At 37.7% G+C, this 21,453-nt stretch carries 17 protein-coding genes; 7 read left to right on the top strand and 10 right to left on the bottom strand.

Annotation, left to right across the window (positions count from 1 at the left end):
- Positions 1-4,967 (bottom strand): pertactin-like passenger domain-containing protein (locus ACFIMA_RS02060; RefSeq protein ID WP_375693044.1); only part of this gene is annotated, 4,967 nt, incomplete at its 3' end.
- 570 nt (positions 4,968-5,537) lie between these two features.
- Here ACFIMA_RS02060 and ACFIMA_RS02055 point away from each other — a divergent pair.
- Complete coding sequence (locus ACFIMA_RS02055; protein ID WP_375611247.1) at positions 5,538-6,827, top strand: MFS transporter; 1,290 nt, start codon at positions 5,538-5,540, stop codon at positions 6,825-6,827.
- On the opposite strand, the gene ACFIMA_RS02050 is transcribed toward ACFIMA_RS02055, so the two are convergent.
- From ACFIMA_RS02050 to ACFIMA_RS02040, 3 genes are read right to left on the bottom strand one after another with little or no spacing between them, the layout of a single operon-like run.
- Positions 6,824-7,087: a hypothetical protein gene (locus ACFIMA_RS02050; RefSeq protein WP_375629333.1), complete on the bottom strand. Its 264-nt coding sequence runs from the start codon at positions 7,085-7,087 to the stop codon at positions 6,824-6,826. The genes ACFIMA_RS02055 and ACFIMA_RS02050 overlap by 4 nt on opposite strands.
- On the bottom strand, positions 7,077-7,256 hold the full coding sequence (locus ACFIMA_RS02045) for a hypothetical protein (RefSeq protein ID WP_375629223.1): 180 nt from the start codon (positions 7,254-7,256) through the stop codon (positions 7,077-7,079). The genes ACFIMA_RS02050 and ACFIMA_RS02045 overlap by 11 nt, the downstream gene beginning before the upstream one ends.
- Positions 7,256-7,702: a DNA polymerase III subunit chi gene (locus ACFIMA_RS02040; protein ID WP_375652278.1), complete on the bottom strand. Its 447-nt coding sequence runs from the start codon at positions 7,700-7,702 to the stop codon at positions 7,256-7,258. Before ACFIMA_RS02040 ends, ACFIMA_RS02045 begins: the two co-directional genes overlap by 1 nt.
- A gap of 407 nt (positions 7,703-8,109) precedes the next feature.
- On the opposite strand from ACFIMA_RS02040, the gene lptF reads away from it, so the two are divergent.
- The 6 genes from lptF to rsmA all read left to right on the top strand — a co-directional run bounded on the left by lptF (position 8,110) and on the right by rsmA (position 15,649).
- The gene (gene lptF / locus ACFIMA_RS02035) at positions 8,110-9,300 is read left to right on the top strand and encodes an LPS export ABC transporter permease LptF (protein ID WP_375631736.1); all 1,191 of its coding nucleotides are present in this window, start codon (positions 8,110-8,112) and stop codon (positions 9,298-9,300) included.
- Positions 9,297-10,388: an LPS export ABC transporter permease LptG gene (lptG, locus tag ACFIMA_RS02030; protein ID WP_375631734.1), complete on the top strand. Its 1,092-nt coding sequence runs from the start codon at positions 9,297-9,299 to the stop codon at positions 10,386-10,388. The genes lptF and lptG overlap by 4 nt, the downstream gene beginning before the upstream one ends.
- Positions 10,389-12,749, top strand: a complete 2,361-nt coding sequence (locus ACFIMA_RS02025; protein ID WP_375692191.1) for an LPS-assembly protein LptD — start codon at positions 10,389-10,391, stop codon at positions 12,747-12,749. It begins immediately after the preceding gene.
- A 109-nt stretch (positions 12,750-12,858) separates the two neighbouring features.
- Positions 12,859-13,815: a SurA N-terminal domain-containing protein gene (locus tag ACFIMA_RS02020; RefSeq protein WP_375620739.1), complete on the top strand. Its 957-nt coding sequence runs from the start codon at positions 12,859-12,861 to the stop codon at positions 13,813-13,815.
- Positions 13,815-14,828 carry a 4-hydroxythreonine-4-phosphate dehydrogenase PdxA gene (gene pdxA / locus ACFIMA_RS02015; protein ID WP_375681181.1) on the top strand — a complete coding sequence of 338 codons (1,014 nt, stop codon included), beginning with the start codon at positions 13,815-13,817 and terminating at the stop codon, positions 14,826-14,828. The genes ACFIMA_RS02020 and pdxA overlap by 1 nt, the downstream gene beginning before the upstream one ends.
- Positions 14,819-15,649: a 16S rRNA (adenine(1518)-N(6)/adenine(1519)-N(6))-dimethyltransferase RsmA gene (rsmA, locus tag ACFIMA_RS02010; protein ID WP_375611238.1), complete on the top strand. Its 831-nt coding sequence runs from the start codon at positions 14,819-14,821 to the stop codon at positions 15,647-15,649. Before pdxA ends, rsmA begins: the two co-directional genes overlap by 10 nt.
- 29 nt (positions 15,650-15,678) lie before the next feature.
- On the opposite strand, the gene gmk is transcribed toward rsmA, so the two are convergent.
- The 6 genes from gmk to fabD all read right to left on the bottom strand — a co-directional run bounded on the left by gmk (position 15,679) and on the right by fabD (position 21,423).
- Entirely contained in the window at positions 15,679-16,356 is a 678-nt protein-coding gene (gmk, locus tag ACFIMA_RS02005) for a guanylate kinase (RefSeq protein WP_375652280.1), read from the bottom strand.
- Between the two features lie 299 nt (positions 16,357-16,655).
- Positions 16,656-17,765: an endolytic transglycosylase MltG gene (gene mltG, locus ACFIMA_RS02000; protein ID WP_375652281.1), complete on the bottom strand. Its 1,110-nt coding sequence runs from the start codon at positions 17,763-17,765 to the stop codon at positions 16,656-16,658.
- 96 nt (positions 17,766-17,861) lie between these two features.
- A complete protein-coding gene (fabF, locus tag ACFIMA_RS01995; RefSeq protein WP_375652282.1) occupies positions 17,862-19,124 on the bottom strand; it encodes a beta-ketoacyl-ACP synthase II in 1,263 nt (420 codons plus the stop codon).
- 101 nt (positions 19,125-19,225) lie between these two features.
- The gene (locus ACFIMA_RS01990; protein WP_004860281.1) at positions 19,226-19,462 is read right to left on the bottom strand and encodes an acyl carrier protein; all 237 of its coding nucleotides are present in this window, start codon (positions 19,460-19,462) and stop codon (positions 19,226-19,228) included.
- Between the two features lie 260 nt (positions 19,463-19,722).
- Positions 19,723-20,460, bottom strand: a complete 738-nt coding sequence (fabG, locus tag ACFIMA_RS01985; RefSeq protein ID WP_273791075.1) for a 3-oxoacyl-[acyl-carrier-protein] reductase — start codon at positions 20,458-20,460, stop codon at positions 19,723-19,725.
- Positions 20,461-20,478: 18 nt separating this feature from the next.
- On the bottom strand, positions 20,479-21,423 hold the full coding sequence (fabD, locus tag ACFIMA_RS01980; protein ID WP_375612933.1) for an ACP S-malonyltransferase: 945 nt from the start codon (positions 21,421-21,423) through the stop codon (positions 20,479-20,481).
- Positions 21,424-21,453 lie beyond the last annotated feature (30 nt).

Genomic DNA, 21,453 nt, shown 5'->3' with positions numbered 1-21,453 from the left:
TATTTTAAAATACCATCGAGATACCATCCACTATGATCAAAATAAGTGACATAAGCACCAATACCATAAGTATTGATTCCACTGTTACCCCCCCGTGCATGCGCAACACGGGCACGATCATAACTGCCAAAACCACCTATATAAAATTCTCCATTTTCCCACTCGCTTAAACCATTGATCCCCAAAACGATACCGGTCTGATCCAGTTTAAAATCTATATGCTCTGTCGCAATACTCTCTTTAGATTTAATCGCATAGGTCCATAAAGCCGTATTCTTTTTACTTTTATCTAGAATTCCTCTTCCCGCACGTACGGTTTGCATTTCATTGTGAAAAACCATCGCTAGAGCCACAGACATAGACAATACCGCATCTGTAGAGGGAGTGGTCAAAAAGTGAGAAACTGAAAGTTTCTCACTCAATTGTGGAAAAGGTTGTTCTTTATGAACTGGACGCACAATCATTTGATCGGCTAAAGATTGAGAAGAGGTTGAAACAGCAGTTTGTTGTTTTTCATCAGAAAGAGGATGAGAACTTCCTGAACCTAAGACTTCAATAACATGACTTCCAAGAGAGGAAACAGTTGGAGATACAGAAACCTGAGATTTTTGCCTTAAGTTTTGGCGGTTTTTTCTTCGACGTGGCAATTTAATAACATGCGCTTGTGGTGCTGCAATAGTTGAAAGAGAAAAAACTGATTGATTTTGATTTAAATGCCGCATAGATCTGCTTCTGTGTGACGCACTATCCATGTAAACTGCAGTCAAATACCAAATTTTTCCCTCTTCATTTTCAATATTTTTGTGTTTTAAGCCATAAGTATAAGTTCCTCCATCAACCATTACAGTTTTTGCGCCAGAAAAACTTTGTAGAGTAAAATGTGCGTCACCACTTTGATCAAAAATTAAATCAAGTCCTGCTGAAGAAGGATCAACAATTTCAATACCAGAATCTACGACACTTATTGTATGAAAACCACTCCCATTCTCAATAAAGAGGTAATCACCTTTTTCTTCTGCAAGGCTAACATTAAAGTTAAAATGTAGACTCCCTGCTAGATTATCAATGTAAAGCTGAGAGTAATATAAATCATCTTCAAAAGAGGTAAAAATGACTTTTCCTACACCGCTTAACTGCTGAATGCGTGTACTTTTGTCGTCAAACCCACGAGCAACGGAGTATAATTGAGCATCTTCTCCATTTAATTCAATGTTTTCTACTATAGTTTGTTGACCATCGTCTCCAGCATCAAGATGGAGCCCACCAAAATCCTGAACTTTTATTTCTCCTCCTAATATTGCACCAGGAGAAATCCATGAATTAGCATTACCTTCAATCGTTAGATTCTTTACAATTCCACCTGCATAGACTTCTTGAACACCACCAGTGCGTAAAATGACTGTATTTGCTTCACCTCCTGCTAAAACACGCTGCACACCCTCTGAAAAGATTTCAGCATTTACAGCTAAACTGCCGGCTTTTTCTGCAAAGTTATCATCATTAGGAAACCACTTAGCAAGAGTTTGTACTCCTCCACTCATCACTTTTGTTCCCACAGCCATCCCATCATCATATACATTCTGCTGTCCCGGCGTATCACCTTGACCATAAAGTGTCGTGTTATAAGCACTGCTCCCCACAATTCCACCATTTACATAACCATTTCCGAAAACAAGCTGCTCCCCACCATAAATTTCAGCTCTCAATGCAGAGCCTCCCCCCTCCACTTTTTGTTTTCCACCCTCGTAAATAATCGTAGATTCTGAGACCCCCTGTTCCCCTACAATCTCAGTACCACCATTTTCAATGGTTGTATTTTTACTGAAACCACCAGCTTCAACATAAAGTCTTCCTGATCCCTGAATTGTATTATTAATAGACTTCTTAAGAACACCTTGCTCTCCATCATCAGAGACATAAACTACGTTATCATCACCGAGCAAAGAGCTTTGTAGAATTCCTCCTCCTTCCCCAATGCTGTAATGAATTACATCAGAGATACTAAAATCTTTTGCCGATGTCATATTTTCTTCTTTTTCAGGAAGCTTATCTATAGGCGACTCCACATGAGGTGAAGGAATTACAGGAGCAGAAGTTATTTGTGATGTAGCCAAAGACCAAGTCTTTCCCCCATTATCATCTTTTGTCTTTAAGCCATACATGTAGGCTCCACCATCAATCGTACTCGTCTCTTCACCAGAAAAATCTGTCAGAGTAAAATGCGCATTTCCGCTTTGAACATGAATTAAATCAAGCTCCAAAACTAAATTCTGATCTTGTAGAGGAGAATTGGTAATTTCAACACCAGAATCGATAACGCTTATGGTGTGATTACCTGATCCTTTTTTGATCAGAAGATAATCACCGCGCTGTTCTGCAAAATTAGTATGCAACCTAAAATGTAAACTCCCTGAAAGATCATTGATCTCAAGTTTAGAGTAATGTGGATTAAACACGGTAGAAGTAAAAATAACACGACCATTCCCACTCAGATTCTCAATCAAAGAACTTTCACCATCTATATTAGAGGTAATCGCGTACAATTTTGTATCTCTGCCATTTAAGACAATTTTTTCTACTTCAGTACGAGATTGCTCTGCACCAGCATAAAGATAAATCCGTCCAGAATCATTAACCGTTGTCTTTCCTTCCAATGTTGCGCCACCATGTAACCACGATTGTGCTTGATCCTTAACGGTTAAATCTTTTACATAACCTCCTAAATCTATTGCCTGAAAAGCAGTCCCTTCTAAAAGAACGCCAATCGCGATTCCTCCCGCTAAAACATGTTGCTGTCCACCAGAAAAGACCTTCGTATCAAAGGCAAAACTGCTATAATGGTCTAAATCTTCTTCCACATAAAGATTTTGTACCCCTCCTTCCATGATCTTTGAGCTAAAAACCTCTCCATCATCATACACATTCTGATATCCTCGCACTCCATTCTCACCAGAAACGATAGTGTCATGAGCGCTACTCCTTACCATCTCCCCTTTGATATCAGACTTTCCTGAAACAAACTGCTCACCACCGTAAATTTTAGCCCCTTCAACTTTTCCCCCATCTTTAACCTTTTGTTTTCCCTCTCTCTTAACTGTACTATCCTGTGAAAGACCCTGTGTTCTAACAAGCTCAGTGCCGCCTCTTTGAATTGTTGTATACAAGCTAAAACCACCGTGATAAACGGAGATCTTTCCACCGTCTTTAACTGTATTACTAATCGAAGTTTCTCCAGTGCTTTCAACTTTCTCAACGTTACTATCAAAGCTAGGATCAGCAATCGTAACAATCATCCCCTTTTCAATTGTGCGTTCTGTGAGATCCTTCGATAATGAAGCTATAGCAAATGGTTGCAAGCTAAAATCAGAAAATAAAGAGGTATTTGTCTCATCAAGAGCATAATTCGCATCTAAATACCAAATTTTACCAGCCCCCTTATTGTTTCTATGTTTCAAACTATACCGATAGGTTCCGGCATCAATAGCTTTGATTTTTTCACCAAAAGTGTTTGCCAGAATAAAATGAGCATTTCCACTGCGATCAGAAATTAATTTAAGCTTTTTGTGGGAAGGGATTGTAATTTCACGCCCAGAATCAGCCACACTTATTGTGTGATAACCTGAACCACTTTCTTTAATGACAAGATAATCACTAAGATGCTTGGCAAAGTTGACATTAAAATCAAAATGTAAAGAACCTGAAAGATCATCAATATTAAGCTTAGAGTAATGCTTATTAGTCCCTAAGTACGTAAAAATAACTCTGCCACTTCCAGTTAAATTCTGGATATTAACGTGAGGTTTTTTGCTGTTATCTTCAGGAGCAATAATGTATAGTTTGCTATCTTCTCCATTTAAATTAAGATTTTCTACTTCCGTAACAGCTTCACCATTCCCAGCATAAAGATAGAGACTACCAAAATCATGAACATTTGTATCCTTATCTAATATTGCACCAGCAAAAGCCCATGACCTTGCTTGATGATTAATGGTTAGATTATCCACGTATCCAGAATCATATATATTCTGAATAGCTCTATCGTATAAAGCGACTTCACTCGCATTCCCTCCTGCAAAGATATTCTGTATACCATTTTTAAAAAGTTCGGTACTCAGTGCAAAAGCCCCCTCATTAATTGTAAAATCTTCATCTTCTATATCGGCTGTATCAGTATCTTCTGAGAAACCGTTATGAAAATTCTCTTTACCATCAAGATTCTGGACACCTCCTTTCATAACCTTTGTGTCAACAGCCATCCCCCCACTATAGACACTTTGTATTCCTAGCATTCCATCTGCAGCATGAATTTCAGTGCCATAAGCACTACTTTCCTTATCTTTACGCGACAAACCATCCCCAAGAAACCCCTTACCAAAAATAATCTGCTCACCGCCATGGATTTGAGCCCCTTCTGCATTTGCACCACTCTCAACAATTTGTTTCCCCCCTTTTTTAACAGCGGCATATTCCGAACTGCTCAAGTTTTGGACAAACTCAATCCCACCATGCTCAATTGTCGTATCCCTGCTAACACTTGCTGCATCAATGTAGAGTTTTCCCCCTTCTCTAACCGTATTATTAATGGAATAAGCTGCATCTTTATAGTTAAAGCTATTTATTTCAGAACCTTCAGAGTCACGGTTAGTAATATAGATCGTAGCACCATCGCTTATTATTGAATTTGTGAGTACTTCAAAGAATAGCTTTTCTAATCTCTTCCTTTCCTCTTCTGAAAGATCACTTCCTTCTACTGTCTGTTTATTCTCTATCTTTTTTGATCCCCCCTTTTTTTCTTTTAGTCCCCTCACTTCTGATAACAACTTTCTTGTCTCTTCTAGGTGTTCACTGATACTTACTGGTGTTAATAACTTTTCTCTTGGTGTAGCTACTCCATATGCACTCGCAATCTTGACAAAAAAACCACTGGCCATTACCGCACAAAAACTTAATTTCAATTTGCGTTGCATTATTTACACTCCATAATTTTAAATTTAAATTCTCCCATTTAGAAAAAAGTGCATAGATCAAAACAACACAACGTAATTGCTCAACCTCATGTCTTTTAAGATAGCAAAGCATTCGATGGATTAAGCTCTGACAGATCAAATATACACCATGTGTTTTAAAATGCATGCACAACTAAAAGATTTAATTTTTTAGATACACTTTAAAAGTGTTATAATTGCATCCATGAAAAATATTTTTAATATTTTGAGACACTAAACACTGATCTACGAATAAGATTGATCCCTTAATAGATAAAAATGGCATTAAACTTTAAAGGAAACAGCAATGTGAATGAGAGCTGCGTTTATGGCCACCTATTGCCATCTTCTACAGCATTTAAAGCAGTGTCTTTATTTTATTCAATATGGATAATATATAGAGCACTTATTCATACCCATCAGTCCATAATCATTGTTCTAATATATAACGAAGTGTCATAATATTGACTCGACACCGATTTGAAATTTCTATAGTTATAGTCAGTTAACTCGTCATTTGATTTGTCATATACTAAAAGGGACATTCTATTCATGTCTATAAACTCAGAAATGAAAGCTACAAGCAACAGAAACTCCCCTCGTCGGATTTTATTTGCAAGCCTTATTGGCCCAACAATTGAATTCTTTGATTTTTATGTCTTTGGCACTGCCGCAGCTCTTATATTTCCTCATGTGTTTTTTCCAACACAAAATGATCAAATTGCTATTTTACAATCTTTCCTAATATTTGGAGCAGCCTTTTTTGCCCGCCCTTTTGGATCAGTTGTTTTTGGACATTTTGGAGATAAGATTGGAAGAAAAGCAACACTTATCGCTTCTCTTCTCACAATGGGTCTTTCAACAGTCATTATTGGTTTTCTTCCTACTTATGAAATAGCTGGGTGGTTTGCCCCTTTCCTCTTAACCTTGTGCCGTATTGGACAGGGAATTGGATTAGGAGGAGAATGGGGAGGAGCTGTTTTGCTCGCTACAGAAAATGCCCCTCCAGAAAAGCGCGGCTGGTATGCAATGTTTCCCCAATTAGGCGTTTCAATAGGTTTGTTTTTATCTATTGCTGTTTATTTGGGTCTGCTGCATTTCCTTGATCGTGAAGAACTTTTAGCCTGGGGATGGCGTATTCCTTTTATTGCTTCAGTTGTTTTTATGATTATAGGATTATGGGTCCGTCTTTCAATCAATGAAACTGTTCAATTCAAAAAAACTCTTGAAAGTAAAAAACATGTCAAAGTTCCTATCATAGATGTCTTTTTAAAATGTCCACGAATCCTATTTCTTGGAATATTTTCTGGTATGGCAACTTTTGTTTTGTTTTACTTGGTTACTACATATTTGTTAAGCTATTCAACAAACCATTTGCAATTGCCATTTCATCAAGCTCTTCAAATCGAAATTGTCGGTGCTATTTTTTGTGGGATTTTTACTGTCATCACGGGAAGACTCGCTGACCGTATTAGACGTAGAACTTTGATGATTTGGATTACAATCATCACCGGTATTTATTCTTTCGCAATTCCTTATTTCTTAAATTCTGGAGTTATAGGAGTCCTTGCAATGTCTGTTATCGGTTTGTCTCTCATGGGAATGATATACAGTCCTCTTGGTGCTGTTTTGGCTTCACCATACCCAACAGCAATTCGATATACCGGTTCTTCTATTACTTTCAATTTATCTGCTATTGTAGGAGCATCTCTCGCGCCTTATATTGCAGAATATCTGGTGCAACATTTCGATACATCTTATATCGGTTATTATTTGCTTCTTGCTTCTTTTATTTCACTGATTTGCTTCGTCGGATTTACAGATGATGAAATATCCAACTAAAATATAATAACGAAGAATAAAATAAGGACTGGCGGCAAAAATGCTGCCAGTTTCGTTTTTAAAGATAGGGGTTGAGGTATTTTCCACCACAATATTCCTGCAAACAAGGCACTCAAAAAGAAAAATAAAAAATCTGCAATATTGCTTATATAAGAAACAGCAAACATTTCTGATAAGATATGCGTTGTCCCCAACCATGAAACGCAAAAGAAGGCCAACATCACAGCCCATAAAACAAGCAAAATTCGATCAATGATCATCATTATGGCGTTTCGTTTTTTTAATTATAGTCCATATATTTAACATGCCTAAAAGAAAAATCACAATAAAAACCCAACGCCCTCCCCCTGAGCCTTCCGTAATAAAAAGTGCAGGATTTACTATTCCCAGTAATCCTATAAAAATCAGAACAATAGATACAAGACGCATTAAACCTGTTTTTCCCAGCGATAATCTTCAGTCTGTTGCCAATACGTTAAATTATGATTTTCCATTTTATATTTTTTCCACTGTGCACGAACGAGATTCAACTGCTCTTCACTTCTACCATCAAATATCACGACAAGCCGTTGATAAGCATCAATATCCGAACAAACAGCTCCCTCTATGAGAAAACGAATTTTTGAATCATTCGGATTTTCTTGTCCTGTCGTAAGAAATACAGGCTGAAAGTTTGGATATTGATCACACTCCGTTCCATGTCCAATAAATGATTCATCAGTATAAACCCATAAATGTATATCTATAGAATCGCGTTGTTCTTTACTCACACACTGTATTGTTACTTTACCAAAACGAGCCAATGCACGCTCCACAAGCGTCGGCAAAATATCCTTCAGCGTTGACTGCGTCAAATGATAGAATAAAATATCCAATCTCTTAAGCTTTCATCATTCTTTATAAAAAAGCTAACATCTTTTTAAAAAAACTTCTATATCCCTAATACAAAGGAAACGGTTCAAGATATAAACCCTCTTTTTTGATTGAGATGCATTATCTTTTTGCACGTGTCTTTAAAAGACAAAAATTTTTATCTTCAACGTTAATAAAAAAGTTTTTTAAGTTATTTTCTAGATTCTTCTAGATTCTTTGTAGACTATAGTTGAAAATAAAATATAATGTATGGAAAATTTAAAGAGGACCTCATAGGCAATTTTATATTATTTATTTGGTAAAAATATCCAATTCATGAAAGGATATTTTTACAAACTTTATTACATTTTAACCGAAAGCAGTAAGAATATTTGCTATCGAATTAAAAACTGAGGATTTTCCCCAATTTATGCGTATTATTGAGTTCTACATCCTGAAACGTGTCCTTGTTTTGTTTAGTTCTGTCATGATTGCAGCAGTGGGCGTTAGTTGGACTATACAAATTCTTGCACGGATAAACTTTCTCACAACAAGTAAACAAACACTCCTCACAGTCTTACAATTTTCACTCTCATTGGTTCCTTCTGTTATTTTTGTTGTCATTCCGTTTGCATTAGTGATCGCAATTACAACCATCCTCTCAGCAATGCATCAAGACTCAGAACTTGCTGTCATCAATGCCTCTGGTTTTCCTAAAAGTACTGTTTGGAAACCTATCCTTCTTCTTGCTATTGTTGCATCCTGTACCTCCTTTTCTATAGCTAATTTTGTTGTTCCTCAAGCGCGTCTTCATATGCGACAAATGCTAGCAAGCGCTCATTTTGATCTTATTAATCTATTCATTAGTGAAGGGAGCTTCCAAAAACTCACCAATAACCTTTACATAGAAATTGGCGAACGAAATCCAAATGGAACACTTGAACGCCTTTTCATTGCCGACCAGCGTGATCCTAAGACTGATCTTTTTTATTATGCAACAGACGCATCCATTGTGAGCAATAAAAACGGCAGTTTTCTGGTTCTCAATAACGGTGAAATAGAAAGAGTCAATCATCAAAATAACAGTGTTTCAATCGTGCAATTTAGCTCATATACTTTTAGCCTAGGAGAGTTTATCCCCAGTGATAAAACACCTACTCTTTATCCAAAAGATCGGTCTCTTTCTTATTTACAAAACCCTGACCCAAAAGATCCCTACTATCAACGAAAACCACTCCAATATAAAGCTGAATTTCACCGCAGATTAACACAATGGCTCTACCCTATTGTTTTTTCACTTATTGCATTAGCAGCGGCAGGGGATGTACGCTCCCATCGACAAGCTCATCATTCCGCAAATCTCTCGGCAATTGCCCTCTCTTTTCTGGTGTATTGGATAGGATATTTTTTCGCAGAAAAAGCAAAAAGCGATCTTGCATACGTTCCTCTCCTTTATATTATACCTATAGGAACAAGTGCATTTGTCTTTTTTATGCTTTTAACGAATCATAAAATTGGGCTTCCCACAAAAGTTAATGAGATACTTCAAATCGCTTTTCAAAAAATAATGAACAAATTTGAACATCGAAAATCTCAAGATTCCTCGGATGAAATATCATGATTGGGTGGACACTTGGACGATATTTTTTTATACGTTATCTTAAAATAACTTGTTATTTCTGGGGAAGCATTTTTGTTCTTGCTCTTTTAATCGATTTCACAGAGAATTCCGGTAGGCTATCTTCCCTTCCGCATTATACAGCAAAAGATGCATTTTTCCTCTCTGCTTTACGCATCCCTTTTATCATGCAACAACTTATCCCTTTCATTGCACTCTTTTCTGCAATGGCAACGCTTATCTCGCTCAACAAAAAACTTGAACTTGTAGTGACTCGTTCAATCGGTGTTTCTGCATGGCAATTTCTTATGCCAGCTTGTTTTGGAGCTTTTCTTTTGGGATTATTTTCAATTCTTCTCATTAATCCACTTGCTGCATGGGGATTTTCTCAAGCAGAAAAAAAGATGACTGAATGGCGCAATCACAATGTACTAACACCTCTTCACAATACAAGTATCCACTGGTTAACACAACATACAAATTTAGGCAGAACAACCATTGGTGCTAAATCTATCACCGATCAAGGACTTTCTCTTCTCGATGCCACCTTTGTACAATACAATGACAATGCAACCGTTAAAAATTGGATTAACGCCCCAAAAGCAACCTTGACTAATGGATTTTGGCTATTAACAAATGGAACAATCTATAAAATAGGGCATCCTCCTGAAAAATTTACCGTGTTGCAAATAAAAACCAATCTAAAACCTGAATTTTTAACGGAACGTTTAGTGAATCCCGCAACTATTCCATTTTACCAATTGCCAAAAAAAATTATGATTGCACGTTCATTTGGCTATTCTGCTCATAATTTTGATATGTATTTCCAATCTTTGATTGCATTACCGGCATTGCTTGTGGCAATGACCCTCATTGCAGCAACTGTATCTTTAAATTTTACACGTTTTGGGCAATCTAGAATGTTGATTCTTGGTGGCGTAATAGCTGGGTTTATGCTTTATGTTATTTCCGTACTTGTTCAAGCTTTCGGTAATGCTGGATATATTCCACCAATTATTGCAGCTTGGACACCCGTTGTTATTGCGTTATTCTTAGGAATCTCTTTTTTACTTCATAAAGAGGATGGCTAAGTGAAAGCATTAACACTTAAAAAAACTATTTTAACAAAATTAAGTGCTCTCGCTTTTAAAAGTGTTGTGGGGGTTATTTTAGGAAGTGCTTTGTCTTATTGTGCGCACGCTCAAAGCCTTCAATCTCCTTCTCAAAGTCGCATTCAAAATCTGGAACCTCCTCTTTTGCTCTCTGCGGATGAACTCATCTACAATCGTGATGAAAACACTGTTTCTGCACACGGTAATGTCCAAATCGAATATGATGGCAATAAAGTTGTCGCTCAAAAAATTATTTACAATCAAAAAACAGGACGGCTTATAGCACAAGGGAACGTTGAAATTACTCAAAAGGATGGTAATAAAATTTATTCCAACCAAATTGATATGACCAAAGATCTTGGCGAGGGTTTTGTAAACGCCCTACGTATTGATACAGCCAACAATGTTCACTTTTCAGCCCAAAATGCTACACGCAAACACAATCACATAACAGTCTTTGAAAATGCAACCTATACAGCCTGTGAACCTTGCTCTTATAAACCAGATCGAGATGTCCTATGGAAAATTAAAGCAAGAAAGATCATATGGAATAATAGCGTCAAAAAAATTCGGTTTGAAAATAGCAGTTTTGAAGTTTTTGGTGTACCGATTATAAAATTTCCAAATTTTGAGATCTATGATCCAACTGTCAGGCGTGCTAGCGGTCTGCTTACTCCTCATTTTTTTTATACTGATTATCTCGGTATGGGGATAAAGAATTCTTATTTCTGGAATCTCGCCCCCCATTATGATTTTACCCTTTCTTCTACGGTTTATACCCAACAAGGGCTTTTAACCGAAGGGGAATGGCGTCAGCGTTTAAAAACGGGCCGTTATAACATTCGCTTTGCTCATATATATCAAATGAAACCGCATAGATTTGATAATGATACGATTGATTCCCAACATAAAAACCGTTATATGCTGGCGACAAAGGGGGATTTTCGTATTAACTCACACTGGACTTATGGATGGGATATTCTTGCACAATCAGATCAGCATTTTAGTCGTGCCTATAAACTTGAAAACTATAACAATCCTACACAACTTTCTCAGATCTATCTGAATGGTCTTGCAGGAAAAAATTATTTTGATATGCGTTTTTATCATTTTAAAGTTCAAGATTCAATACTGAATGATCCTCATTATGAACGTCACTCTCGACAAGCGTGGGTCTTACCACGCATCGATTATTTTTTCACACCAGATGAACCCATTTATAATGGAGAGCTTACCTTCCATAGTAATATGCAATCAGTTTATCGTCGCCATGCTGACTTCAGTTCACCCGACCAGAACGGAAACCCTCTCAACACAGTAAAACTTTCTGGTATGGCTGGAAATAGTTTGCGTTTAACAAACGAGCTTCAGTGGAAAAAGCGCTTCAACACGCACAACGGACTCATCTTAACCCCTCTTCTCTCTCTACGAGCTGATATCATTACAACCAATGCAAGCGAAAATCACACAGATTCTATAGAAAACAATGCCTTATCCGCAATTCATGGTTCAGCAATTCGTGGCATGGCAACAGCAGGGTTGGAACTACGTTATCCCTTCCTCATTACAGCTGATCATTCTACACATATTATAGAACCAACTGCACAAATTTTTATACGCAATAATGAACAATATATTGGACAAATTCCTAATGAAGATGCTCAAAGCTTTGTCTTTGATGCAACCACTCTCTTTCAACGAGACAAATTTTCTGGTTATGATCGTGTAGAAGGTGGTACAAGAGCCAATATAGGTATAAGATATTCTGGAAGCCTTAATGATAATTGGTCTCTTTATGGTCTCATTGGACAATCCTTCCATCTAGCAGGAAAGAATTCTTTTGCAGAAAAGGACTTTATCAATGTCGGTACTCATTCTAGCTTAGAGGCAAAACGTTCAGACTATGTTGCAATGTTTGGTACAACCCATAAAAGTGGTTTTTCCTTAGAAACGCGTGGACGCTTTGACAAAAAAACAGGAAAAATCCGCCGTAGTGAAATCGAAGCATCACAAAAATGGCAAAATTTTTGGGTGGCTCTACAATATGCCTATATCGCAAAGCAACCAGACTATGAATATTCTCAAGAGCGCCAAGAAATTTCTTTTCAAACAGGACTTAAATTAGCAGATTATTGGTCCATTAATAGCAACGCCGGTTATGATTTAGTATCTGGTACATTTATAAAGCGAGGAATTAGCTTGAGTTATATGGATGAATGTTTCGGGTTAACATTCGGTTATCAACAGGTAACGAATCCAGGCAGGAAAGCACCCTTGCAAAACTTTAATTTCTCTCTTTCATTGCGTACGATTGCAGATATCGGAAAAAAGATAGATTAATTTATAAAGGGAATGTATCAGTCATTTAACTTATCATTGTTTTTATGAAAGAAAGCGTGTATTTTAAGTTGTTGATGAGAATTAATAAACAATGCGAAAGCCTATTTACATGAATAAATTGAAAAAGCGTTTTCTTGCTTTATTTTATATTGCATCTTTGAGCGTAAGTAGCCTGCTAATAAATGGATTTTTGATTCCGACAGTCTTTGCGCAGACTTCTATTGTTGTTACAGTTAATGGCAACCCCATCACAAATTATGATATACAAAGACGCCTTGCTTTTCTCAGGCTACAACAAAAGCAAGGCAATTTGGTGGCACAGGCTAAAAAAGAGCTTATTGATGAAAAGCTAAAAAATATTGAAATAAAACGTCGTAATATTGAAGTAAGCAATGATGAAGTTGATAGAGCTTTTGAGAATTTTGCGACACAAAATAATATGACGATTGATCAGCTCAACCAGATTCTGATCCAAACTGAGATCACAGTGCAACACTTTAAAGATTACATCCGTGGACAAATAGGATGGGGGCGTCTTGTTAGCGCACGCTATCAAGCTGAAACAGGTATGATTAGCGAACAAGAAGCTGTACGCAGAATATTAAAAAATGGTGGTGTAAAACCTTCAACCAACGAATATACATTACAGCGAATTGTTTTTGTCATTCCTGCACATCGTCGTTCAGAGATCTTTGAAAGACGTCAAAGAGAAGCAAGTAATTTTCGCGCACATTTCCGTGGATGTGCCAATGCTCACAATCAAGCAAGAGGTATTTTAGACGTTACTATCCGCCACTTAGGAAAGTTTCTGGAGCCACAACTTCCTAATGCATGGGAACAAGCTATTCTTGAAACGCCTGCTGGAAAAATGACAAAATTACAAGAAACATCTGATGGAATCGAAGCAATTGCTGTCTGCAAAATAAAAAGAGTTTCTGATGATTATGTCGCTCGACTGATATTTTCTCTTCAAGATAGTAAAAAAAGAAGCCCGCAAAAACTTGAAGAATTAAGCGACAAATATTTAGGAGAACTGCGCCGAGTGGCACGCATTCAAAATTCATAATGGCTGCTCTTATTGTTAGCGGTGGTGATCCTGCCGGAATTGGTCCTGAAATAGTACTAAAAGCGTGGAATTTGCGTGTTACGCGCCAAATTCCACCTTTTGTACTTCTTGCTGATCCAGATGTTATTCGTTCGCGCGCTCGTTTTTTACAGATTGATGTTGAGGTGCAATCTGTTTTAATCAATAATCCTGCAAAAAATTTTCAAAGCGCTCTTCCTATCATACCGTTAAAAAACAAACAAAGTGATCAATTAGGTATACCTTCATCGAAAAATACAGCTGGAATTATTGAAGCAATTAAACGCTGTGTTCAATTGATTCAAAATGGCCATGCATGTGCACTTATCACTTGTCCTATTGCAAAAAAGAGTCTTTATGATGCCGGTTTTCAATTTCCAGGTCATACAGAATTTTTAGCCGATTTAGCCCATAAAGCTTTTCATAAATGTTATCATCCAGTTATGATGTTAGCAGGACCTCGATTAAAAACAGTACCAATAACTGTTCATATTCCATTTAAAAATGTTCCTTCACAGCTTACCCGTGATTTAATTATTCAAACGGTACTTATTACTGAATATGACTTAAAAACAAGGTTTAAAATAACATCACCCCGACTAGCTGTTGCTGGTCTTAATCCTCATGCTGGAGAAGGAGGTGCGATGGGAAAAGAAGATATTGAAGTTATCACTCCTGTTATTGAATATCTTAAAAAGAAAGGACTCAATATTGCAGGCCCGCTGCCTGCCGACACAATGTTCCATGAATGCGCAAGAAAAGCATATGACGTTGCCATTTGTATGTATCATGATCAAGCCCTTATCCCTGTTAAGACATTAGACTTTGATAGCACTGTTAATGTCACGTTAGGTCTACCTTTTATTCGCACGTCTCCAGATCACGGAACTGCTTTTGACATTGCTGATAAAGGGATAGCCTCTCCCGAAAGCTTTATTGCTGCTCTTAAACTTGCAAATCAACTTGCAAAAAATAGTTTAAACCCATGCCAATAGATAATCTCCCTCCTCTGCGTGAGGTCATTGATATATATGGATTACAAGCGCATAAATCTTTGGGGCAGAATTTTCTTTTTGATCTTAATTTAACATCTAAAATTGCTCATCAAGCAGGCAATATAGAAGGAAAACCTGTTCTTGAAATTGGTCCTGGTCCTGGAGGTCTCACACGTGCCTTGCTAGCAAAGGGTGCCATTGTAACAGCAATAGAACGCGATGAGCGCTGCATACCGGCTCTCTTAGAAATAGAAAAACACTATCCTAAAAAATTAAAAGTTATTTGTAATGATGCACTGAAGCAAGATTTCTCAAAACTCTTTGAAACAAGCCCTGTAAAACCGCGCATTATTGCAAATCTTCCCTATAATATTGGGACACAACTCTTATTAAATTGGCTTTTGACTGAACCATGGCCTCCTTTTTATGAATCAATGACATTGATGTTTCAACGTGAAGTTGCCAAACGGATTACAGCTAAACCTCAATCTACTCATTATGGACGTCTTAGTGTCTTAACTGGCTGGCGTACCACTGCTAAAATTGCTTTTGATGTCCCCCCTCAAGCCTTCATACCAATACCTAAAGTAACGTCTTCCGTTGTTCATATTATTCCGCGAATACAACCTCTTTCCTGCTCTGCACAAAAACTAAGTCTCGTCACAAAAACCGCCTTTGGGCAAAGACGAAAAATGCTTCGTCAAAATCTCAAAATACTTGGAGGTGAAGAGCTATTAGAAAAAGCTGGAATTGATGGAACGCGCCGTGCTGAAACGCTCTCGATTTCTGAATTTGTAACTTTAGCGCATCTAGTGCTCTAAAAAATGCACTTTGTGTTATAAAACCTTTTTTAATCACAACATTTATCGATTTTTTCAGCAATAAGCCCATCAACAAAAGAGCCAAGATAAGAACAACGCTCACGTTTTACGGTTTCAGCTAAATAAATTGATTTAATAAAAGATAAAGACTGATCTAAATCTTCGTTAATCACAACATAATCATAAGAAAGCCAATGCTTTAACTCCGTTCGTGCATTTTCCAATCGCAAATTGACAGTATCTTGACTATCTTCTGCTCGACGATGTAAACGCGAAACAAGCTCTTTCATTGATGGTGGAAGAATAAAAACAGATACAGTGTCTCCTAGCATCTTTTTTTGCAGCTGCTCGGTACCTTGATAATCAATATCAAATAACATATCTTGGCCAGCATTCAATGCGCTTTCAACAGTTTCACGTAAAGTGCCATAATAATTTCCGTGAACTTCTGCCCACTCAATAAATTCATCCCTATCACGCTTATATTCAAACTCTTCTTTTGAAATAAAGTAATAATGCAGCCCATCTACTTCACTAGGACGCCTTTTCCTTGTAGTCATACTTACGGAAAGCTCTAATTGTCCCTCTTTTAGAAGTAATCGAGAAATTGTTGATTTACCAGCACCTGAAGGCGAAGAGAGAATAAATAAAAAACCGCGGCGTTGATTCATTTTTATAGTACTCAATTTACTTTCAAAGACTGTCATTACATCACTCTACTTTGTTCATAAATGTTTCTCCAAAATTTGAATTATACATTATCTCAACCTCTCTCCTAATCAATGTGTTTTCTTAGCAATTCTCAATGTTATTCTGCTCTTTTTTGAGATAAGGTATTAGCAGTATATTCACTTCTTTCTTAAATATTTTTATCCATACGCCAACCCCACTTGTGACAGACAAGAAAATGATTTTTTATCATTCTCATAAAAAGTTTAAATAGAAAAATTTTACTATATTTGGGATTCTCATTTACGATGCAAAAAGATGTGTTATCACTATAAATTCAATGTTTTGCCTTTAATTCTCGCCACTTGCGAACATTCATATTATGTTCCTCTAAAGTTCGAGAAAAAACATGCCCTCCTGAACCATCAGCAACAAAATAAAGTGCATCACTGCTTGGTGGATGTGCCACCGCTTTTAAAGAATCTCGACCTGGATTTGCAATAGCCGTTGGGGGCAAACCATTAATTTTATAAGTATTATATGGTGTTTCCTTCTCAAGATCTGAACGATAAATTGCACGACCGGATGGTTTTCCTTTTCCTCCGAAGAGACCATAAATTACTGTTGGATCTGATTGAAGACGCATATGCTTTGTAAGGCGGTTATAAAATACCGCAGCAACCATTGGTCTTTCTGCTGCAATTCCCGTTTCTTTCTCAACAATTGAGGCTAATATAACAAATTCATCAATTGATTTAATGGGTAAATCAGGTGAACGCGTATCCCATATAGCATGAATTAATTTTGTCTGTCCTTCACGCAACCTGTTTACAATCTCTTTACGCGTTGTTCCCCGAATAAAACGAACAGTATCCGTCATTAAATAACCTTCTGGAGGCAAAATTTTTGGAAGGTCTCCAATCAAAATTTCATTCGCAGCTAATCGATCGAAAACTTGCTGAACCGTTAAACCTTCAGGTACTGTAAATGTATACTCTATAGATTTTCCTTTCACAAGAATATCCATAATATCCTGCATCGAAGCATGAGCTGGAATTAAATATTCACCAGCCTTCAGATGCGTTGTTTTTTGGTGATAACCAACCCCATAAACAAAAATATCTGATGATCGAATGAAACCGCGTTTTTCTAGCAATGAAGCAATTTCACGAATTCCGGTACCAGGATGGATAAGAACAATTTGTTCTTCCTCAATTTTTCCCTTTTCTTCAAAAATACTTTTTCCAATATAAAGAGGAATACTTATGGCAAAAAGAATAATCACAATCAGCATAAGAAAAAAATGACCGAGAATGACCAACGGATTACGGACGATAGATGATTTCTTTCGTTTTTTATGTATTAACATGTCATAACTATCTGCTAAATGATTCGAAGAGGAATCACTTACGTCCTTTAATGATTTTCCATTTTTCACATCGGACATAACCCCTCAATAGCGATTAAGGATAATATTATAATTTCTTATTCACCTTATAATAAAGTAGAAAACTCAAAAGCAAAAATTAAATAAAAATACTTATTATCCCCTAAAACGTCGCATCACCAACGATGCATTTGTCCCACCAAATCCAAAAGAATTAGAAAGAATCGTATCAATCTTTCGTTCACGCGGTTTGTGTGGTACAAGATCGATTTTTGTTTCAATCGATGGATTGTCAAGATTAAGTGTCGCTGGGGCTATATTATCCCGTATAGCTAAAATAGAAAAAATAGCCTCAGCAGCACCGGCTGCACCAAGTAAATGCCCGATAGATGATTTCGTTGATGACATAGAAACTTGTGGTGCATAACTCCCTAAAACACGCTCAACAGCCGCTAGCTCTATGGAATCAGCCATCGTAGATGTACCATGAGCATTAATATAATCAAGTTCACTTATATTCACTTGTGCACGCTTAAGAGCAGCTATCATACTACGCTGAGCCCCTTCACCACTTTCTGAAGGCGCTGTAATGTGGTAAGCGTCACCAGATAAACCATAGCCAATAACCTCAGCATAAATACGCGCTCCTCGTTTTTTGGCATGTTCCAGCTCTTCTAAAACAACAACAGCTGCTCCTTCCCCCATCACAAAACCATCACGATCAGTATCATAAGGACGTGACGCCCGTTCAGGATCATCATTGCGACAAGTAGAAAGAGCTCTACAAGCTGCAAAACCTGCAAGAGATATCCGATTTATCGGAGATTCAGTCCCCCCTGCCACCATGACATCTGCATCACCAAACATAATCAAACGTGCCGCATCACCAATTGCATGCGCCCCTGTTGAACAAGCCGTTACAACAGAATGATTAGGCCCCCGTAAACCATATTGAATAGACACATAACCAGAAGCAAGATTAATCAAACGACCTGGAATAAAAAAAGGAGAAACACGACGTGGGCCCTTATCACGAAGCGTATAACCAGCTTCAACAATACCCTCAACTCCCCCAATTCCCGAACCAATTAACACGCCTGTACAAATCTGATCTTCATCACTCTTAGGAAACCATTCGGCATCTGCAAGCGCTTGGTTAGCAGCAGCCATTGCATAAACAATAAATGCATCAACTTTACGTTGCTCTTTAGGTTCCATATACAAATCAGCATTATAAGTCCCCTCTGTTCCATCCCCTAAGGGGATACGCGCAGCAATCTGGCATGGCAAATCTGACACATCAAACTCTGTGATACGTCGGACACCACTTCTTCCTTCAAGAAGTCGCTTCCAACTATATTCAATATTACCAGCTAATGGAGATACCAATCCTAAACCAGTAACAACAACACGTCTCATAACTTCTAACCTTGAACTAAACTTCACCTCTCAAAGCTCTCTTTTCAAAAGAGCTCCGAAGAATATAGGCAAAAGCAATTTATGCCTTTGCCCTTTAGTAATCACGCAGAAGCTTTATCAATGAACTTGACTGCATCGCCAACTGTGAAAATCGTTTCAGCAGCTTCATCTGGAATTTCTACCCCAAACTCTTCTTCAAAAGCCATAACGAGTTCAACCGTATCAAGGCTATCAGCCCCTAGATCATCGATAAAGCTTGCATTTTCTACAACTTTATCAGCATTAACCCCAAGATGTTCCACGATAATTTTCTTAACGCGCTCTACTGTATCACTCATGTTGAAATCCTCGAATTTATATTTCCTATAATTTGGTTAACTATATCGGTTCATCTAATCAAGCAATAGATGCATTACTTTAAAAGATTTTAGTAATGATTTAAAACATCCTGTGGATATCCCCTACAAAATGAACCAATCTGACATTCCGACATCAATTGATCAACGACCATATTAAAGAAATAGATGCATCTATCCATTTCAATCGTTACTATCTAAAATAATACAACTCATAAATCAATGTGGAATAAAATAAATACTCAAATCATTGCCATTCCACCATTGATATGGAGTGTTTGACCTGTCGTATAGGCTGCTTCATCGCTTGCTAAATAAACAGCAGCAGCGGCTATTTCTTGCCCACTTCCCATACGTTTCATCGGAATCGCAGCCATAATGGCTTCTTTTTGCTTTTCATTAAGCTTGTCTGTCATTGCGGATTTAATAAATCCTGGAGCAATACAATTGACAGTGATGTTTCGCGAAGCAATTTCTTGTGCCAATGCTTTAGAAAAACCTATCAAGCCTGCTTTTGCAGCACAATAATTCGTTTGTCCAGGGTTTCCCACAACACCAACAACAGATGTAATGTTAATAATCCTTCCATACCGGCGGCGCATCATAGAATGTATTAATTCACGCGTCAAAAGAGAAGCAGCTGTTAGGTTAACTTCTAAAACATCATCCCAGTCTTTATCTTGCATACGCACAAAAAGACCATCCCTAGTGATTCCCGCATTGTTAACCAAAATATCGACGCCATCCATTTCTCTTTCTGCAACTTCAGCCAATTGTTTAATCGATTGGCGTTCAGAAAGATTAGCGGGGAATACAAAAACATTCTGCCCTAATTCTGCCGCCACTTCTCTAAGCTTTTCTTCGCGTGTTCCATGAAGTCCAACAATGGCTCCTTGTGCATGAAAGCAGCGTGCAATTGCCTCACCAATTCCTCCCGAAGCCCCCGTTACAAGAGCTTTACGTCCTGTTAATCTAAACATTTTTTAACTCCTTATAGATTAAACGCCGAGCATACCTAGCGCTGATTCTATTTCATCAACTGTTCCAATGGTTACCCCCTTTATATCTTTGTTAATACGACGCGTTAAACCTGTTAATACTTTTCCAGAACCAACTTCAAAAAGCGTATCAACTCCATTAGCAGCGATCCATTCTATTGTTTCACGCCATCGCACCCTCCCAGTCACTTGTTGGACAAGAAGAGTAGTAATACGCTCTGGATTGCTCTCAGGTGCAACAGAAACATTGGCAATCAAAGGAACAATAGGGGACATTTTGTTAACAGTCAAAAGTGCTTTCTTCATGGCATCAGCAGCAGGTTGCATTAAAGATGAATGAAAAGGTGCAGAAACAGGAAGAAGAAGTGCACGTTTTGCACCTTTTGTTGATGCAATCTCTACCGCTGCCTCAACTGCTTTTGCTTTACCGGAAATAACAATTTGCCCACCACCATTATCATTAGCAATCTGACATAGTCCTTCTCCAGAAACAGTTTCACAAATTTCTTCCACAATGTGCTCTTCTAAACCAATTAATGCAGCCATAGAACCTTCACCAACCGCGACAGCAGCCTGCATAGCATTGCCACGAATACGCAAAAGTCTTGCCGTATCTGTGAGAGTAAATGTACCAGCAGCACAAAGAGCCGAATATTCGCCTAAAGAATGACCAGCAACAAACCTTACCTTTTCTTCTATACGAAGCCCTAATTGTTTCATCACACGAATGACAGCCATAGATACAGCCATTAATGCCGGTTGTGCATTTGCTGTTAACGTTAAAACATCTGCTGGTCCTTCAAAAATGATCTTTGATAATTTCTCACCCAAAGCATCATCAACTTCCTCGAAAACCATCCGTGCGACAATAAATTGCTCTGCAAGCGCTTTCCCCATACCAACAAGTTGACTCCCCTGCCCTGGAAAAATAAAAGCTGCACCCATTTATCAACTCCTAAAACTGTACAATTAAAT

Origin of the sequence: Bartonella sp. AP88HLJMH, from assembly GCF_042195605.1 — a bacterium.
Classification (GTDB): Bacteria; Pseudomonadota; Alphaproteobacteria; order Rhizobiales; family Rhizobiaceae; genus Bartonella.
The sequence above is the reverse complement of the archived record's forward strand: the minus strand, read 5'-3'. Positions and strand labels throughout refer to the sequence as shown.

Coding starts and splice junctions, on each gene's coding strand:
- ACFIMA_RS02045 (WP_375629223.1), bottom strand. CDS start 7,256: ATGCGTCTTGTATCTATTGTTCTGATTTTTATAGGATTACTGGGAATA.
- ACFIMA_RS02050 (WP_375629333.1), bottom strand. CDS start 7,087: ATGATCATTGATCGAATTTTGCTTGTTTTATGGGCTGTGATGTTGGCC.
- ACFIMA_RS02055 (WP_375611247.1), top strand. CDS start 5,538: ATGTCTATAAACTCAGAAATGAAAGCTACAAGCAACAGAAACTCCCCT.
- mltG (WP_375652281.1), bottom strand. CDS start 17,765: ATGTCCGATGTGAAAAATGGAAAATCATTAAAGGACGTAAGTGATTCC.
- fabF (WP_375652282.1), bottom strand. CDS start 19,124: ATGAGACGTGTTGTTGTTACTGGTTTAGGATTGGTATCTCCATTAGCT.
- fabG (WP_273791075.1), bottom strand. CDS start 20,460: ATGTTTAGATTAACAGGACGTAAAGCTCTTGTAACGGGGGCTTCGGGA.
- rsmA (WP_375611238.1), top strand. CDS start 14,819: ATGCCAATAGATAATCTCCCTCCTCTGCGTGAGGTCATTGATATATAT.
- fabD (WP_375612933.1), bottom strand. CDS start 21,423: ATGGGTGCAGCTTTTATTTTTCCAGGGCAGGGGAGTCAACTTGTTGGT.
- ACFIMA_RS02020 (WP_375620739.1), top strand. CDS start 12,859: ATGAATAAATTGAAAAAGCGTTTTCTTGCTTTATTTTATATTGCATCT.
- ACFIMA_RS01990 (WP_004860281.1), bottom strand. CDS start 19,462: ATGAGTGATACAGTAGAGCGCGTTAAGAAAATTATCGTGGAACATCTT.
- lptG (WP_375631734.1), top strand. CDS start 9,297: ATGATTGGGTGGACACTTGGACGATATTTTTTTATACGTTATCTTAAA.
- gmk (WP_375652280.1), bottom strand. CDS start 16,356: ATGACAGTCTTTGAAAGTAAATTGAGTACTATAAAAATGAATCAACGC.
- lptF (WP_375631736.1), top strand. CDS start 8,110: ATGCGTATTATTGAGTTCTACATCCTGAAACGTGTCCTTGTTTTGTTT.
- pdxA (WP_375681181.1), top strand. CDS start 13,815: ATGGCTGCTCTTATTGTTAGCGGTGGTGATCCTGCCGGAATTGGTCCT.